This window comes from Ruania albidiflava DSM 18029 (assembly GCF_000421225.1).
GTDB classification, from domain to species: domain Bacteria; phylum Actinomycetota; class Actinomycetes; order Actinomycetales; family Beutenbergiaceae; genus Ruania; species Ruania albidiflava.
Genome location: NZ_ATWL01000026.1, coordinates 13,643 through 30,873 on the forward strand (window position 1 = coordinate 13,643; position 17,231 = coordinate 30,873).

General features: G+C 69.9%; 14 protein-coding genes. 8 read left to right on the forward strand and 6 right to left on the reverse strand.

The features are described 5' to 3' along the window. The first annotated feature begins 10 nt into the window (after positions 1–10). A complete protein-coding gene (locus K338_RS0117905) occupies positions 11–553 on the forward strand; it encodes a DUF421 domain-containing protein (protein WP_027287007.1) in 543 nt (180 codons plus the stop codon). A 96-nt stretch (positions 554–649) separates the two neighbouring features. Beyond that, positions 650–1,483: a hypothetical protein gene (locus K338_RS0117910; protein WP_157612613.1), complete on the forward strand. Its 834-nt coding sequence runs from the start codon at positions 650–652 to the stop codon at positions 1,481–1,483. A gap of 62 nt (positions 1,484–1,545) precedes the next feature. Here K338_RS0117910 and K338_RS0117915 read toward each other — a convergent pair whose 3' ends face one another. Further along, entirely contained in the window at positions 1,546–2,013 is a 468-nt protein-coding gene (locus K338_RS0117915) for a hypothetical protein (protein WP_022919540.1), read from the reverse strand. Between the two features lie 128 nt (positions 2,014–2,141). Between K338_RS0117915 and K338_RS0117920 the strand changes: the two genes are divergently transcribed. Further along, the gene (locus tag K338_RS0117920) at positions 2,142–2,921 is read left to right on the forward strand and encodes a hypothetical protein (protein ID WP_157612615.1); all 780 of its coding nucleotides are present in this window, start codon (positions 2,142–2,144) and stop codon (positions 2,919–2,921) included. Between the two features lie 62 nt (positions 2,922–2,983). After that, positions 2,984–3,775, forward strand: coding sequence for a hypothetical protein (locus tag K338_RS0117925; protein WP_157612617.1), 792 nt, complete (start codon positions 2,984–2,986; stop codon positions 3,773–3,775). Between the two features lie 51 nt (positions 3,776–3,826). Here the strand turns inward: K338_RS0117925 and K338_RS0117930 are convergent, their stop codons facing one another. The 4 genes from K338_RS0117930 to K338_RS0117955 form a co-directional block, all read right to left on the reverse strand. Next, positions 3,827–6,247, reverse strand: coding sequence for a glycoside hydrolase family 65 protein (locus K338_RS0117930; RefSeq protein WP_022919543.1), 2,421 nt, complete (start codon positions 6,245–6,247; stop codon positions 3,827–3,829). Further along, a complete protein-coding gene (locus K338_RS23755; RefSeq protein WP_022919544.1) occupies positions 6,244–7,089 on the reverse strand; it encodes an HAD family hydrolase in 846 nt (281 codons plus the stop codon). Before K338_RS23755 ends, K338_RS0117930 begins: the two co-directional genes overlap by 4 nt. A 688-nt stretch (positions 7,090–7,777) precedes the next feature. Next, positions 7,778–8,434, reverse strand: a complete 657-nt coding sequence (locus K338_RS24795) for a hypothetical protein (RefSeq protein ID WP_157612619.1) — start codon at positions 8,432–8,434, stop codon at positions 7,778–7,780. Beyond that, positions 8,427–9,095 carry a hypothetical protein gene (locus K338_RS0117955; protein WP_157612620.1) on the reverse strand — a complete coding sequence of 223 codons (669 nt, stop codon included), beginning with the start codon at positions 9,093–9,095 and terminating at the stop codon, positions 8,427–8,429. The genes K338_RS24795 and K338_RS0117955 overlap by 8 nt, the downstream gene beginning before the upstream one ends. Positions 9,096–9,250: 155 nt before the next feature. Between K338_RS0117955 and K338_RS23765 the strand changes: the two genes are divergently transcribed. The 3 genes from K338_RS23765 to K338_RS24800 are packed head-to-tail and all read left to right on the forward strand — an operon-like array spanning position 9,251 to position 14,156. Continuing rightward, the gene (locus tag K338_RS23765; RefSeq protein WP_022919549.1) at positions 9,251–11,371 is read left to right on the forward strand and encodes a hypothetical protein; all 2,121 of its coding nucleotides are present in this window, start codon (positions 9,251–9,253) and stop codon (positions 11,369–11,371) included. Continuing rightward, on the forward strand, positions 11,368–12,999 hold the full coding sequence (locus tag K338_RS0117965; protein ID WP_211218260.1) for a class I SAM-dependent DNA methyltransferase: 1,632 nt from the start codon (positions 11,368–11,370) through the stop codon (positions 12,997–12,999). The genes K338_RS23765 and K338_RS0117965 overlap by 4 nt, the downstream gene beginning before the upstream one ends. After that, on the forward strand, positions 12,996–14,156 hold the full coding sequence (locus K338_RS24800; RefSeq protein WP_022919551.1) for a restriction endonuclease subunit S: 1,161 nt from the start codon (positions 12,996–12,998) through the stop codon (positions 14,154–14,156). The genes K338_RS0117965 and K338_RS24800 overlap by 4 nt, the downstream gene beginning before the upstream one ends. Before the next feature lie 770 nt (positions 14,157–14,926). Here the strand turns inward: K338_RS24800 and K338_RS0117975 are convergent. After that, positions 14,927–16,423 carry a hypothetical protein gene (locus K338_RS0117975; protein ID WP_157612622.1) on the reverse strand — a complete coding sequence of 499 codons (1,497 nt, stop codon included), beginning with the start codon at positions 16,421–16,423 and terminating at the stop codon, positions 14,927–14,929. 564 nt (positions 16,424–16,987) lie between these two features. On the opposite strand from K338_RS0117975, the gene K338_RS0117980 reads away from it, so the two are divergent. Continuing rightward, positions 16,988–17,231: helix-turn-helix domain-containing protein (locus K338_RS0117980; protein WP_027286878.1), on the forward strand; the 244-nt coding region annotated here is incomplete at its 3' end.

Genomic DNA, 17,231 nt, shown 5'->3' on the forward strand with positions numbered 1-17,231 from the left:
GGCGGTGACGATGCGCGAGCTGCTCTGGGTCACCCCGATGGAGGCGCTGGCCGTGGTGCTGGGCACTGCCGGCATGTACCTGGCGATGGTGATCATCATCAAGCTGGTCGGCCAGCGGATGCTCTCCAGCATGTCCAGCTTCGACGTGGCCGCGGTGATCGCGTTCGGGTCGGTGCTCGGCCGCGCCGCGCTCGGCGAGGCCCCACGGTTGGCCGCCGGGATCCTCTCCCTGGCCACCCTGGTGCTGATGCAGGGAATCGCCGGGCTGGTGCGCACCGTGCGCCGGGGCGGCCGGCTGATCGTGTCCGAGCCGGTGCTGCTGATGGCCGGCTCCACGGTGCTGGAGGAGAACATGCGGCACTGCCACGTGGTGCTCGCCGAGCTGCAGTCCCGGCTGCGCCAGGCCGGTATCCGGCACCGCGGGGAGGTGGCGGCCGTGGTGTTCGAACCCTCCGGGGCGATCAGCGTGCTGCGCCGGGGCGACGGGATCGACGCCCGCCTCCTGGAGGGGGTGCGCGGGGCCGACCAGGTGCCCCGCGAGCTGCTCCGTTGAGCACCCGATCCTGGCTCGTGAGTCAGATTGCTGGTGCTAGGACCCCAGCGATGTGACTCACCAGCCGGCGGTCCCGTGCTGGATAAGGTGGTGCCCATGGTTCGATGCGCACGGGTGGCCGCCGCAGTGGCGGCAGTGGCGCTGCTCGGTGCCGGGCTGACCGGCTGCTCCCTGTTCGGCCTCGAGGAGGAACCGCCGCTGGAGTGCCCCGGTGAGGAGCCGCCCGCCGCGGAACCCGGGGAGGCGCGGGTGCTGCTCACCATCGCCGAGGGCACCAGCCCCTGGGATCTGACCACGGTCGTGTACGACGACGGCACAGCCGCACTGCTCGACGGGCAGCAGGGTGCGGCCAGCACCAATGCGCTGGCGGCTGCCGGGACGCTGCCGCGCGCCGTGGTGGGCCCCTACGACGACCGGCCCGGCAGCTGGCGCACCGGCTACCTGCTGCCGTGCGCCCTGGACGAGCTGCGCGACCTGGCCAGCGACGCCCTGTTCGGCTCCCCGGAGTACGGCCGGGTGGCGATCACCGACCGTCCGTGGACCTACGTGAGCTATGACAACGGCGCCACCCGTGCCGAGGTGGAGGTGCACGCCTTCGACACCGGCTACACCGAGGGCCTGGACTGGTCCGAGCGTCGTGCCCGGGAACGACTCGCTGCGCTCACCCACTTCCTGCAGGCGAACCTGGTCGTCACCGGTGAGGAGCTCCCGGTCACCGCCGCGCAGGTCGATGGCAGCAGCGAGGTGGCTGAGGACTTCGAGTGGCCCGGGCCGCCACCGGCCGAGCTGCTCGGCGAGGATGGCTGTGGGGTGCTCACCGAGGACCAGGCGACGGCGGTGCTCACCTTCGCCCGTGAGGACGGCCTGGGGGAGGCGAGCTCGCAGCTCACCGTGCGCGCGTTGCCGCCGGGTGTCTCCGGCTGCGACTGAGCAGCACAGCGGCCGGCCCGGCGGCCGCCCCAGAGCCGCTGCCGCGACCTGAGCAGGTCGGCTCAGAACCCGGTGATGATCGCCGGGACGGCGAAGCCGACCACTGCGCTGAGGATCGCCCAGGCCCCGAGCGCCACTCCGGCGCCGGCCGCGGCCTTCGGCCTGCCAGGTGCCCTGAGCCCGATGCTGCCGGCGACCACTGCCACGATCCCGATCAGCACGCTCGTCCCGGCGGCCGCGTAGGAGAACAGGCGGTAGGTCTCGTAGGACGCCGTGCCCGAGCCGGTGATCAGCATCGGCATCAGGTAGCCGACGACCTGCTGGACCAGGCCGATGACCACCACCAGGACGCCGGCGGCCAGCGATACGCGCCCCGCTGGGTTGCTGCCGCTGGTGGCACCCGGATCGTAGGCGGCCGCGCTGTAGCCGGGCTGGTAGGCAGCGGCCCCATACCCAGACCCTCCCGGGTGGCCAGGCTGCTGGGCGCCGGGCTGCTGGTGGTCGGGGCTGGGTCCGAAGCCGGAGTTCATGGCAGGCAATCCTGCCAGAGCGCGCCGAACGCTGGGCCGCGCCTGCCCGGGGTGGGGTGAGCACCCGGGGCAGAGGTGCCCATCGCGGGCCGAGCGCTGGGCCGTGCCGGTTGCGTAGCATCCCGTCCATGCGACGACTTTCAGCTGCTGTGCTGACCGGGCTGCTCCTGACCTTCGGCCTGGCCGCGTGCAGCGACGAGCCGGTGGACCCGACCGCGGAGTGCTCCGGGAACGGGCAGGTGCCGGCGGGGGAGCCGGGCGCGGCGGAGGTGCTGCTCACCACCTCCCGGGGCCACGTGCTCTACGCCGACGGCTGGATGGTGGTCCCGGCCGAGGACGGGGCACGCGCCACTCTGGCGGCGGTACAGGTGCCACTGATGGCCCCACCGCCACCGACAGGCGACCTGTGGCAGCCCGCCTACCTGGGCAGCTGCCAGGTAGCCGGCATCGACACTCTCGCTGCGGAGGAGCTCGACGACGGTGCCGACCTGGGTCAACCGATGGTCACCGATGCGTCCACGACGTCGGTGACCTACTACGGCGGCGACGGCGTGGTGCGCACCAGCGCCTACGCGCTCGGCCACGAGGGGACCGGTGACGGTCTGAGCCGGGACCAGCGGCACGGCCGCGCGGTGCTCGAGGGTCTGATCGACGCGCTCGATGAGGCGACTGCCACCGGCGACGTGCTCCCGATCGAGACGCTGCAGGTCGTCGGGGAGGCCGGTGAGCCGGAGCCGGAGGGCTGGCCGGGTCCGCCGTTGGATGAGCTCCTCGGTGACGACGAGTGCGGTGAGCTCACCGGTGAGGAAGCACTGGAGGTGTATGAGTTCCTCGGCGAGCGCACGCACGACGACGTCGGCTGGTTGCGGGCCACCGTGGTCGCCCCGGGGATGTCCGCATGCGGCTGACGGGGAAGAACTGCCCGTTGCGGCGGCGCCGCCGGACCGCTCGGCCTGCGTAGCATCGACAGATGCGACGAACTGCAACTGCTGTGCTCTGCGGGGCGTTTCTCGCCCTCGGGCTCAGTGCATGCAACCCCGAGCCGGTGGATCCGACCGCCGAGTGCTCCGGCACCGAGGAGAAGCCGCCGGGGGAGCCGGGCTCTGCCGAGGTGCTGCTCACGGTCGGGAACGCCCGCGGCACCCGCCTGCTCACCACCGTGCTGTACGCCGACGGCTGGGTGCTCACCCTTGCGGAGGAGGCACCGGGCGCGGTGGATGCGCTGACCGCGCCCCGGATGGCGCCACCGCCGCCGGCCGGGCGACCGTGGCAACCGGCCTACCTGGGCTCCTGCCAGCTGGAGGGTGTCGCAGACCTCGCCGACGAGGAGCTCGCTGCGGACGCCGACCTCGGCGACGTACCGATCACCGACCAGGCGACCACTGTGGTGACCTACTACGGCGGCGTGCAGCCGGCTGTCACCAGCGCCTACGGGCTCGGCCAGGAGGAGGGCGCGGACCTGAGCCGAGCAGAGCAGCACGGGCGGGCAGTGCTCACCGGACTGCTCGATGCCCTCGACGAGGCCACGCCCGTCGGCGACGTGCTGCCGGTGGAAACGGTCCAGGTGACCGGCGATGCCGGCGGCCAGGAGCCGGTCGGCTGGCCTGGACCGCCGCTGGCGGAGCTGTTCGTCGAGGACTCCTGCGGCGAGCTCACCGGGGAGCAAGCCAGGTCGGTGCTGGACTATCTGACCAGCACTGATGAGGAGGTCGGACGCCTGCGCGCCGAGGTGGTGCCACCCGGGCTGCCGGCCTGCAGCTGAGCACCCCGGACCAACCGGAGCAAACCACCTGAGGTGAGCTCCGCCGTCGGGCTATGACTGCGGCACCCGCCGCACCGGTGCGCGCCCGGCCGGCTGGTCCACCGGCTCCACCTCCGGCACCGCGGGCACCGGCATCCGCACCGGGTGGCCGGTCCGGACGTGCACCTGCTCGCCGTGGTGGGTGGTGTGCAGCTCCTCACCCTCGACCAGCTCGTACTTGGCGCTCACCCGTCCTTCGTGGCGGGCGATGTCGATGGCGAGCACCGCCTCCCGCTGGCGCACGTGGAAGCGTAGCCGGTTCAGGTCGGCGGGCAGCCGCGGGGCGAAGGTGAGTGTGCCGCCGTGGTCGCGCATCCCGCCGAAACCGGCCACCGCCACCAGCCAGGCACCACCCATCGCGGCGATGTGCAGCCCGTCGTCGACGTTGCCGTGCAGGTCGCCCAGGTCCACGAAGGCCCCTTCGGCCCAGTAGTCGTAGGCCAGCTGCAGGTGCCCGGTCTCAGCGGCCAGGATCGCCTGGGTGGTCGACGACAGGGACGAGTCCCGGACCGTGCGGGCCTCGTAGTAGCGGAAGTTGCGGGCCTTCTGCTCCGGGGTGAACAGGTCGCCGCGCAGGTGCATCGCCAGCACCAGGTCGGCCTGCTTGACCACCTGCTTGCGGTAGATCTGGAAGTACGGGAAGTTCAGCAGCAGCGGGTAGTGCTCGTCGGCGGTGCGCTCGAAGTCCCACTGGTCCTGGGTGGTGAAGTCCTCGGACTGGGCGTGCACCCCCAGGTCCTCGTCGTAGGGGAAGATCATCGCGTCCGCGGCGTGGCGCCAGGCAGCCCGCTCCTCGGCGGTGACGGCGAACCGGGCGGCCTGGTCCGGGTTGCGTTCGCAGGCGGCGTCCGCAGCCCGCAGGTTCGCCTGCGCCATCGCGTTCGTGTACACGTTGTCGTCCACGATCGCGGTGTACTCGTCCGGGCCGGTCACGCCGTCGATGTGGAACTTCCCGTCGTCGTAGTGGCCCAGGCTGATCCACAGCCGCGCGGTCTCCACCAGGATGTCGGTGCCGATCTCGGCGTCGAACTGGGTGTCGCCGGTGGCGGCCACGTACCGGGAGACCGCATCGGCGATCGCCGAGTTCACGTGGAAGGCGGCGGTGCCGGCGGGCCAGTAGCCGGAGCACTCCTTGCCGGTGATCGTCCGCCACGGGAACGCTGCTCCGGCCAGACCCAGCTCGGTCGCGCGCTCGCGGGCCTGCGGCAGGGTGTCCATCCGCCAGACCAGGTGGTCGCGGGCCGCCGAGGGCGCGGTGTAGGTGAGCATCGGCAGCGCGAACACCTCCGCGTCCCAGAACGTGTGCCCGTCGTAGCCGATACCGCTCAGGCCCTTGGCCGCGATGCCCTGCCCCTCCGAGCGTGCGGCGCACTGCAGCACGTGGAACATCGAGACCCGGACCGCCTGCTGCAGACCCGGGTCGCCGTCGATCTGCACGTCGGAGGAGCTCCAGAAGTCGTCCAGGTAGGCGCGCTGCTGCTCCAGGAGCTGCTCCCAGCCGATCAGCTTGCCCACGGCAAGGGCCGCTTCCACCTGGTCCCGCAGCGCGGGTGCGGAGCGCCGGTGCGACCAGCCGTAGGAGAGGTACTTCACCAGCCGCAGCTTCTGCCCGCGGGGGATCTGGGCGGTCACGGTGAACCGGGCCAGGTCGCCGTTCGCCTCGATCGTGGTGTTCGCACCGGGCGGCACCTGCAGGATGTGGTCCATCCCGGCCGCCATCCGCAGCCTGGACTTGCGGGTCCGGTGCATGAGCACGGCCTGCTGGCCGCGGGCCGCGGACGCCAAGGCCTTGAGCGGGCGCTCCAGCACGGCGGCGTCCCGCGGGTCGGAGGAGGGGCGCCCGGCCTGCTCGTTGGCGAGCAGGTCGGAGTAGAGGGCCACGTACACGTCGTCCTCGAGCGGCTCCACCTCGTAGCTGATCGCCGCCAGGGAGCGGTGCACCAGGGACACCAGCCGGCGGGAGGTGACCTTCACCGGCGTGCCGCTCGGGGAGACCCACTCGGTGTACCGGTCCAGGGTGCCGCTGCGCAGGTCCAGGGCGCGCTCGTGCTTGAGCGTGTGCCCGTAGCGCAGGTCGAACGGGGAGTCGCCCACGAACAACCGCAGGATCTTGCCGTCGGTCACGTTCACCGCGGTCTCCCCGGACTCCGGGAAGCCGTACCCGGTCTCGGCGTGCGGCAGCGGCCGCTGCTCGTAGAAGCCGTTGATGTAGGTGCCCGGCACCACCCGCGGCTCGCCCTCCTCCAGGGAGCCGCGCAGCCCGATGTGCCCGTTGGCGAGGGTGAACAGGGACTCGCTGGCAGCCAGGTCCTGCAGGGACAGGCCGTTGCGCACCAGCTTCCACGGGTGGATCTCGTAGCCGCTGCGCTGCTCGGCGTACTCGGTGGTGTCGCCGGTCTCCCCAGTGCTGTGCTGACCGTGGCCGTTGCTCACGGATCCTCCTCGCCGGTGGTGGGCTCGTCGTCTGGGCGGTCGGCCGGCGGGCCGGGGACCGCGACCGGTGGGCGGGACAGTGTGGTCCCGGCCCCCTCGGTGAGCAGGTCGGCCAGGTCGTCGACCACCACGTCCGCCCCTGCCTCGGACAGGGCCTCGGCGTGGTCGAGGCGGTTCACGCCGACCACGTACCCGAAGTTCCCGGCGCGGCCGGCCTGCACCCCGGAGACCGCGTCCTCGATCACCACGGCCGCCGCCGGCTCGACGCCGAGCGCCTCGGCGCCGGCCAGGAACGTGTCCGGTGCCGGCTTGCCCGGCAGCTGCCGCTCGGCGGCGACCACACCGTCGATCCGGGTGTCGAACTGCTCGGCCAGCCCGGCGGCCTCGACCACGGCGGCACCGTTGGCGGATGCGGTGACGATCGCGGTGGCCAGCCCGGCCTCGCGGACCGCGGCCAGGTAGCGCACGCTGCCCGGGAAGGTGTCCACACCGTCGGTGGCCAGGATGCGCTGCACATCGGCGTTCTTCCGGTTCCCGATCCCGCAGATGGTGTCCGCCTCCGGCGGATCGTGGGGACTGCCCTCTTCTCGTTCGATGCCGCGAGAGGCGAGGAAGGTGCGCACACCGTCGTAGCGGCGGCGGCCGTCCACGTACGCGGCGTAGTCGGCGCGGGTGAACTCTCCTTCGCCGAGGTCGGCCAGGAGTGCGTCGAAGGTCTGCTTCCAGGCCGCGAAGTGCAGGGTTGCCGTCTGGGTGAGCACACCGTCCAGGTCGAACAGGCAGGCCCGGACCTGAGCCGGGAGGCCGAGGGCGCGCAGGGCGTCCGGGGTGGGCGAGGTCATGCTGATGACGCTAGTGCCGCGGAGCGTGTGGGTACGCATTGGGGGTGCGCGCGTCGCGTTTCCCCCTCCCCATGGGTCGCGAACGCCCGCTTTCGCGGCCGTGGAGGCGGCTCGCGCCGCGAAAGCGGGCGGTCGCGAGACCTGTCGCTAGAGATTCGAGTGGGTCTACAAAGTCTCGATCGGCTGGCCTACAAAGTCTCGATCGACCGCGCTGGCCCCGGCGGGCCCGTGGAGCGACTGGCGGCACTTCGCCCGGGTCGGCGACGTTCGATTCTCAAGTCTCCACGGTGGTGCCGGTCGCCCAGGACGGCCGGGAGGCGTTCGTGTTCGTCGGGGACCGGTGGATCCCGGAGAAGCTCGGCGACTCGGCCCCGGTATGGCTGCCGATGCACATCGGCGACGGCGACCCGAGGGCTCTTCACCGCCACATCGATGGCTTCCATGCCGCTGCCACGGCCTGCTCCACCGGCCACGGCTGGAACGTTGCCAGGCCCGCCTGGCTGGAGAAGCAGCCCTGCGTGCACCCGCGCACGGCCGTGGTCTCCTCGCCCGCATCCGCAGCCTCCGCACCCGCAGCAGGCCTCCCCGGGCCAGCCTGCTCGCCGCTCGCGCCCGACCGGTCGCCGGCCCCACGTATCCGGCCGGTCGCTTCCTCCGCCGACGGCGCAGCTCGCCCGTCCATCGCCTCTCACCCGTCCTCGGTGGTGAAGAAGATGGGGTCGCCGAACTGCGGCGCCACGGTCCACAACCCGGGCGCACCTTCCGGCACCTCGAGGCACACGTTCGCGCTCGCCTCACCGTCGGGGTAGACCTCACCGACGTCGTAGAGCTCGTCCGGGATCACCCCGCAGTCGTCGTCGTAGGTGCGGGAGTCGTCGCCGACGAACCCGAAGTCCAGGTCCCAGAACGGGTCACCGGTCTCCTCCCCGACGTAGGTCACGGTCACCGGCAGGATCCAGAACTCCATCCCGTCACCGGGCGGGTCGTTGAACTGGTTCTCCGCGCGCACCTCGTCCCACGCCTCATAGGGGTCGCCGAGCTGGATGTCCCAGTCGTCGTTGCCGACCAGGGTGTCGATCGGAATGGGGTTCTCCCGCGTGCCGGCCTCGGGCGTCGGCTCCTCCGTCGGCTCCTCCGTGGCCTCCTGTGGAGGCTCCTCGGTCGGCTCGTCTGTCCCCGCCGGCTCCGCCGTGTCCGCATTCGCCCCCGCAGTCTCGCCGCCGGCGGCCGCACCCGGCGCCGGCTCGGTCTGCCCCCGCGGCGCCACCGCCCCGGCGTCGCAGGCCGCCAGCACCAGCACCAGCCCGAGACCGACCAGCCCGACCACACGTCGGCCCTCACTCATCGCTCTCACCTGCCTGCCCGCTGACGAACGTCTTCTCGCCCCAGTAGCTGCCGACCGTCCACAGCCCACTGGCCTCCGCCGGAATCTGCAGGCACACGTTCGCCTCCACGGTGGCGTCGGTGTACAGCGCGTCGACCTCCATCAGGTCGTCCGGCACGATCACCGGGCACCAGTCCTCATAGCTGCGGTTCTCCTCGCTGACGAACCCGAACTGCAGGTCCAGCCACGGTTCGGCGGAGTCGCTGCCGGTGTAGGTCGCGGTCACCGGCACCAGCCAGTACTCGGTGCCCTCCTCCGGCGGTTCGCTGTAGGGGTCCTCGGCGCGGATCTCCGACCAGCCGTCGTAGGGCGTCCCGAGCGTCACGGTCCAGTCACCGTCGTCGATCGGGGTGCCGGCCGGCAGCGGGTGCGCCCGGGTGCCCACGTCCTTGTCCACCTGCTTCAGCGGGCGGGTCGCCGGCCCCTGGGCACCGGCATCAGCCTCGTCCTGCGCCCCGGCCGCCTGCGTGCCCGTCGAGGCCTGCTCGGCCTGGGCGGTCTGCGTTCCCGCGCCGACCGCCCCGGGCTCCTTGGTCAGCGGCTGGGTCGAGCAGGCGCTCGCGCCGAGCAGCAGGCCGCCGATCAGCGCCGTGCCTGCCACGCGCATCGTCGGTGTTCTCATCGTTCTCTCCTCGTCTCCCTGGGCCTGGCCGGTCGATCAGGCCCGCTGCGAAGGAGTGTGTGACCGGCCCCCGACGAAGCGGCAGCACCGCTGCGATAAGAGGGGTTATCGCGATCGCGGCCAGAATGTCGGTGGTCTGCGGGAGAGTGACGGCCATGACCACCACGACCGTTGACCAGGCGCCGGCCACCCAGGCCGTGCTGCAGCAGGTGCTCGCCGGGCTGCACGTCAGCCTGCTCGACGTCGCCGAGACCGCCCACGTGCAGCGCCCGGTGGTCTCGGTCTGGCGCCGCCGGTACGCAGGTGGGCACGACCCGTTCCCCAGCCCGGTGCGCCAGCGCGGCCAGCAGCCGCTGTTCTCCGCCGCGGAGGTGGCCAGCTGGGTGCAGCGCAACGGCCGGGGCAACAACCCCGAGTTCGCCATCGACCTGGCCCTGCGTGGGGTCTCCCATGACGACGGCGCCGCTCACCTCTCCCTGCTGTCCGCTCTGACTGCGCTGCTTCGGGTGAAGGCCGCCGCCGGCGCGGCTCTCGCCGCGCTCACGCCGGCGGAGATCCTCGATCTCGCCGACGACGTGGACCCCGACGATGCGGACTCCTTCACCGAGATCGAGGCTGCGGGCCAGGACATTACCCGGCTGGCCGCGCTGGCCGACGTGCTCGCCGACTCCGCCTACACCCCGGCCGCAGCCCTGGAGTCGCTGCTGGGTGCCACCACTGCGGCCGCGTCCCTGGCGCGGGATGCCACCCGCCCGGTGCTCGACCTGGCCGAGCCGGTCCCGGCGACCCTCACCCCGGTCGCCCTGGAGCTGACCGCGGCGATCGCTGCAGCCCTGCACACGGGTGAGCCGTTCACCGTGGCCGACCCGGACCCCGGCTGCGGGGACCTGCTCACCGCGGTGCTCGGCGGTCAGGAGCACCTGGAGGTGCCGGGGGCGGTGCTGCCCGCCAACGCCGACCGGATGACCCGCCGCCGGCTGGCCGCGTACGGGCACCACGTGCGCTCCCGGGACCTGGACCAGGGCTTCGGCGCAGACGCCCTGGTGGTCACGGCGTTGACCGGCCAGCACCTGCCGGAGCAGGTGGTGCTGGAACGCATCGAGGATGTGGCGATGCGGCTCGCCCCGGGGCAGCGTGCCCTGGTGCTCGGCCCGGCCCGGGCGCTGCTTGATGCCGCCGAGGGGCGCGAGGTGGAGTCGGTGCGCTCCCAGCTGCTGCGCACCGACAAGGTGCGTGCCGCGGTGCTGCTCCCGGCCGGCCTGGTGCCGGAGCGCTCCCGGGAGCGGCTGGCGCTGTGGGTGCTCGGGGACGCCCACCCGCAGGTGCCGATCCGGAAACGGTGGATCCTGGTGGCCGACGTCTCCGAGGAGCTGCTCACCCCCAGTGGCCTCCTGGATGAGACAGCGGTCTCTGACCTGATCACCGACCTGGTGGCCGCGATGGGCACCGCCGCGCAGGTGGGCGCGCACGCGTTCCGGTTTGCCCGGTTCACCCTGACCTCGGCGATCCTGGCGTCAGGTGGTGGCCTGATCGCCTCGGCCCGCCCGGTGCCGCGCAGCGTGCGCGAGGACGACGGCGCGGCCAGCGCCCACGCCCAGGAGCTGCTCCGCGCCCTGGCGGCCGAACCCCAGAGAGAGGTGCGGCTCAGCACCAGGCGCGGGACCGCCGTCGCCCCGAGGACCGCACGGATCGGTGAGCTGACCGACAAGGGTGTGCTCCGCCGTCTGCCTGGGCACCGGATCGACCCGGCGGACGTGCGCGCGGCGACCGGGGCGGCCGGTGAGGTGCCGGTGATCGGGGAGGCTGAGCTGACCGGCGGGCTCGCGCCCGGGTCGCGGGTGGCGGGCCGGTTGGAGCTGGAGGCGTGCTACCCCGCTCACCGGCTGACCGAACCGGGGGACGTGGTGTTCACCGTGACCCCGCGGCCGGCGGCGATGGTGGATGCTGACGGGTTTTCCGTGGTCGCCTACCCGGCGCAGGTGCTGCGGGTGCAGCGCCCGGAGGTGGGGTTGGTGGGCGAGGTGCTCGCCCGGGACGTGGCCGGGCAGGATGCGGCGGCGCGGCGGTGGCGGGACTTCCCGGTGCGGCTGGTGCCGCCAGCGCAGGCGAGCGCGGTGGCCGCTGGGCTGGCGCAGGTGCGTCGGGCGCAGGAGGAGCTGGCCGAGCGGGCCGCTCGGCTGGAGGAGCTGGCGGCCACAGTGGCCGCCGGAGCAGCCACAGGAGTGCTCGTGGTAGGAGAAGATGAAGGGGGCGCACCGGCGCCCGGAGAAGGATGAGGAACGCTGTGCCCCCACGCAAGAAGCAGGCCGTCGCCACACCGAGCACCGCGAGCACGATGAAGGAGCTCAAGGACACGTTGTGGAAGGCGGCGGACAAGCTCCGCGGTTCGATGGACGCCTCCCAGTACAAGGACGTGATCCTCGGGCTGGTGTTCCTGAAGTACGTCTCGGACGCCTTCCATGCCCGGCGAGCTGAGCTCGCTGAGGAGCTCGCGGCCGAGGGGTACACCGAGGAGCAGTCCGCCCCGCTGCTGGAGGACGTGGACGAGTACCTGGGCGTGGGGGTGTTCTGGGTGCCGCGGCGGGCCCGGTGGGAGTATCTGGCGGAGAACGCCAAGGGCAGGGTGGCTGGCCCGGACGAGGCGGAGGCCTCCATCGGGCAGCTGGTGGACGAGGCGATGACCCAGCTGGAGCAGTCCAACCCGACGCTGCGGGCCACGTTGCCGACGATCTTCAACCGGGACAACGTGGACCAGCGTCGGCTGGGGGAGCTGATCGACCTGTTCCACGCGGCCCGGTTCTCCGGGGTGGGTGCCCGGCGGGCGCGGGACGTGCTGGGGGAGGTGTATGAGTACTTCCTGGGGAAGTTCGCGGCCGCGGAGGGTAAGCGGGGCGGTGAGTTCTACACCCCGCCGGACGTGGTGCGGGTGCTGGTGGAGGTGCTCGAACCGTTCTCCGGGCGGGTGTACGACCCGTGCTGCGGGTCCGGGGGCATGTTCGTGCAGGCGGAGAAGTTCCTGGAGCGGCACGAGGCGGACACCCAGGCGATCAGCGTGTTCGGTCAGGAGCTGAACGAGCGCACCTGGCGGATGGCGAAGATGAACCTGGCCGTGCACGGGCTCACCGGCAACCTGGGCCCGCGCTGGGGGGACACGTTCGCCCGGGACCTGCACCCGGATGTGCAGATGGACTACGTGCTGGCCAACCCGCCGTTCAACATCAAGGACTGGGCGCGCTCGACCGATGATGCCCGCTGGGCCTACGGGGTACCGCCGAAGAACAACGCGAACTATGCGTGGATGCAGCACATCCTGTCCAAGCTGGCTCCGGGCGGGTCGGCCGGTGTGGTGATGGCGAACGGGTCGATGAGCTCCAACTCCGGTGGGGAGGGGCAGATCCGGGCGAACCTGGTGGAGGCGGACCTGGTCAGCTGCCTGGTGGCGCTGCCCACCCAGCTGTTCCGCTCCACCGGTATCCCGGTGTGCGTGTGGTTCTTCACCAAGGACAAGGCGGCCGGGTCGGTGGACCGGACCGGTGAGGTGCTGTTCATCGATGCCCGGAACCTCGGCCACATGGTGGACCGCGCCGAACGCGAGCTGGGCGAGGAGGACATCGCGACGATCGCCGGCACGTTTCACGCCTGGCGGGGCAGCGCTTCCGCGGAAGCGGCCGGGGCAACGTATGAGGACGAGCCGGGCTTCTGCTACTCGGCCACGCTGGCGGAGATCAAGGACGCTGACTACGCCCTCACACCGGGACGCTATGTGGGCGCTCCACCGGAGGAGGACGACGGCGAGCCGATCGAGGAGAAGATTGAGCGGTTGACTGCTGAGTTGATTGAGCGGTTCGAGGAGTCGGCGCGGCTGGAGGCCGTGGTGCGCGAGCAGCTGGGGCGTGTGCGGTGAGAACTCTTCGCTTAGAGGATGCTCTCGAAGAACTGATCGACCACAGGGGCAAGACTCCGCGGAAGCTTGGGTCAGAGTTCATCGATGAGGGCGTCCCGGTGGCTTCTGCGATCCTCGTCAGAGATGGTCGGCTCGTCCTCGACGAGGCTCGGTATGTCAGCGAAGACGTCTTCGAACGTTGGATGAGTGTGCCACTCCGGAGCGGAGACGTGATCCTGACGAGCGAGGCGCCTCTCGGCCGCGTGGCGCGCGTTGTGACGGATGCCCCTCTCGTCCTCGGTCAGCGTCTATTTGGCCTCCGGGGCCGCAAGGATGTTCTTGACTCTGGCTACCTCTACTACGCGCTCCAGACTCATCGTGTGCAGGCTGATCTCATCGGTCGTGCGACCGGCACAACGGTGGTCGGGATACGTCAGTCGGCATTGCGACAGCTGGAAGTACCAGCACCGGCGTATCCGCAGCAGGTGGCAATCGCCGAAGTGCTCGGCGCCCTCGACGACAAGATTGAAGCCAACCGCAAGCTCGCCGCCACCGCCGATGAACTGTGCGCTGCGATCGTGAGGGAATCGCAGGATTCTAACCGTGCCGAACGCCTGGGCGATGTAGCAGAGATCGTCATGGGCTCGTCTCCCCCCGGGAAGACCATGAACGAGGACGGGGAGGGCGTCCCGTTCTACCAGGGGGTACGCGACTTCGGTCTGCGCTTCCCAACCCGTCGCGTGTGGACGACGGCGCCAACGCGCACGGCTCATGGCGGAGACATCCTCGTCAGCGTGCGGGCGCCGGTCGGCACCGTGAACTATGCGCCTGAGACTCTCTGCATCGGACGCGGCCTCGCCGCTGTGCGTTCAAGGACTGATCAGCAGAGCACACTGTTTCATCTACTCCGAAGCGTCCGGCGCGCCTGGGCGGAGTACGACTCAGGCGGCACGGTCTTCGGTTCTATCAACCGCGACCAGCTCCACAACATCGAGATACCTGCGATTCGGTCGGACGCCGTTGCGCGCTGCGAGGCTGAGGTCCACAGCGTGGAGCAGCGACTCGCATCCGCACTGAGGGAGAACGAGAGTCTCGCGGTACTGCGCGACTCGGTGCTTCCTAAGCTGATGTCTGGACAGCTCCGAGTTGCAGAGGCAATGGAGGTGGTGGCGCTGTGACGGGCCGGGTGCGGTTTGTGACTGGAAGAACGGTCCCCTATGGCGCGCCGACCAAGGCGCGTAAGAAGCGGCGTAAAGGGGGCCCGGCATGTGCATGCGGGCGCAGGTTCGGAATCAACCCCAAGAGTCCGATCCCGCCCCACAAGCACAAGGCGACGGGCCAATGGTGCGAGTATGCGACTCAGCCAGGGCAGCGAGCGAAGGTGGCCATGCGCAGTGCTGGGAGCACTGCGCCACGGACGAAGAGGCGGAAGACGCCCGGAGTCGATGACGTCGCACCTTACCGCAAGGGCCAGCTCCAGTGTGCGACCTGCCTGAAGTGGTTGGATGCGCCAACCGGTGAACTTCCGGCTCATCAGGGCCGTCCCAATCCGCGACCATGTCCCGGTGGTCCAGCCGTCGGGCGCGAGGTACTGCCGAAGAAGGGGCAGCCAAGCACGCGGAAGTCATCGAAATCGAGCAGCGTGCAGAACGACCGAACTGGGCGACGCATGAACGATCGTCGCGTCCGACTCACACCCGAGCAGCGGCGGGAACGCGCGATCAAGCGCAAAATCGACGATCGCATCGAGTTGCAGATGGCCGAGCTCGAGGAGCGTCCGCCTCGTGAAGACATCGAGTTCGGCCCTGGCCGCGATCCGCGCGTCTACGGGGGGGCTCTCCGAGACTCGTCGCTCACGCTACTAGCGGCGCGCGTGCTCCCCACCGATCGATGGAAACCTGCGTCAATGGCGACGAAATGACGCAGCGCGGCCTGCCCCCGTCGTGCTTCAGCCAGAAGCCCAGCCAGACTCGACAGCGTAGGACTTCAACTTCTTGAGAATGTATTGCGCGATTTCGGATCGGTTCGTCGTAGTCAAGAAGTCGCCAGACCTCCAGTGAAGCTCGAGGCACGTTGCCTCGTCCACCCCATCGATGGCGAGATCTGGAATCAACGGTAGATCACCCAGCCGCTTCTCAACCACCGTTTCGCCGAGTCCAGACTGGGCGGCGGTAAGAAAATCACCGAGTGCGCGGTTTAGCTTCTTGTCGTTGCCAGATCCGAAACCGTACTCCGACGCGAGCAGTGCGAAGCCCGCTCGAGCGTCGTGCGCCGGGTTGCCCCGGATCTCAGCCGTCGGCGAGTCGGCGCGCTGCAGTAAGCGCCCGAACTCGGAACGATCGAAGTAGGTGGAGATCTCGCTTGGTGGTCTCGTATTGACGTCAAGTGTCTCCAATACCGCTACCGCTTCGCTGGGGCCATATCGGCGCACTATGGGGAGCGCCAGGGACGGCGTAATGAAGACCGCTCGGGCGTCCAGCCGCACAATCGTCTGGACCAGCAAACCGGACCGTGAAGACCACCACTTCCCGATTACGCTGTTGGGTGTTGCAGAAAGCAACCGGTCCGCATCCAGGAGGCCGTAGCGCGCACTGCCGGTCAATTCGCCCAGGACACCAGCGTTGCCACTCTCACTCACGAAGACAATGACGGCGCGGATGGGCTTACGGGTGGCGCTCAGCAAGTCGGCGAGCAACCCTACGAAGTCGGCACTGACTTGATCCAGAAGGTCGCCAAGCGTGTGGTACGCGTTGGGGTCATAGTTCCTCGGGTCGACTCCCAGCGCCTCAAGACTCTCTAGGCCGTTCGCGAGCTTCAGGGTTTCGATTGCAAGACCCTGCCACTCTTCTCTCACTGGTCCGGCGACATCAACAGGGATGTGAACGGGCGACTTCCCAGCTCGCTCCTCGAAGGACCTGGCCATGACGTCGGCAATCGGTCCGGAAGTCTCAGGCCACACAACGAGCGTGCGGGAGCCAGCGCCACTTTCCCGCAGGAATCCCTTGATCTGGCTGAGCTCTTTGTCGGTCGGGGGATCACTCTCACGGTCGTCAACGTTCACGATAACGATGCGATCTTCGTTCGCGGGGAGCCCGTATTCCTGAGCAGCCGCATCCACGGACTGTCGAAGCCTGTCTGCCGACACCTCGCCTCCGGCGAGCCGTGCGGTCGCAGCAAACTCTCTCGGTAGCCAGGTCGACAGACTGCTGACTAGCGTCGTCTTCCCGGTCCCCGAGCTAGCGTGCAGAGGCAGGAAGATGCCCCTACCCCTGGCCTTCACGTGCAACGCAACGCGTCGGAAGATCTCAAGCGTCTCGTCTGCCGGTTCTACCAAGAGGCGTGCGATGTCAGCCCCAACAGTCGCAATCAGCGATTCGTACCGTGACGGTAAGACCAACTCCTTGAGAAGGTGTGCGTGAGGCGTCGACAATGTGGTTCCAAACATCGGGCTAATAGATTCACGGCTAGTTTGGCAAAGAAGTCAGGCCTCTGTGCAGGCTTTCGACCGCGATCGCGTCACGGTCGTCCATGCGCGTCATTCTGGGCGGAATGGTGGTTGTGTCAGACGGCGCCCGACGGAGTGTCACTGACCAGAGGACTCCACACCCGGGTGGGGATTCCCGCCGGCTCTGCCGGGCGCGTCGGAGATGGACCTGCCAGCCCCTGTGGCGCGGGGCGTGCGGCAGAGCGTCGATAGTGGTTGAGTCAGCGGACTGCAGAAGAAGAGATCGACCAAGAGCGACCAGCCCGACGACGACGAGACCGCTGCCTGGGCGGAGGTCGCGCTCTCGGATCGAGCGGCGAGCCACGAACCTAGACGTTGGCGGCAAGGCTGGCCCGGAGAAACCCGGCAAGAACGGGGAGGGCCCGCCCCTGGGGTGCGGGCCCTCCGTTCTCCTAGGTGTACCCGGCCAGGAGGTTGGTAGCACTCGGCGGGTCTGGTTGACCTAGGAGGAGCCTCCGAGTGGGGTGTGGCTGTTCGAAGGCTGCACCACCACAAGGAGGCTCCGTGTCACACCGTAATGCCCGCCTGACCTTCTATGGTCGGCGTCTGATCGTCGACCGTCACCGGGATGGTTGGAAGCAGGCCCACATCGCTGCCGCGATGGGTGTGTCCCGCAAGTGCGTCAAGACCTGGATCGACCGCTACCAGGCTGAGGGCGAAGGGGGGTTGCACGAGCGGTCCTCGCGGCCGCACACGATGGCGACCAGGACCAGCTACGAGGTCGAGGAGAAGGTCCTGGCAGCCCGTG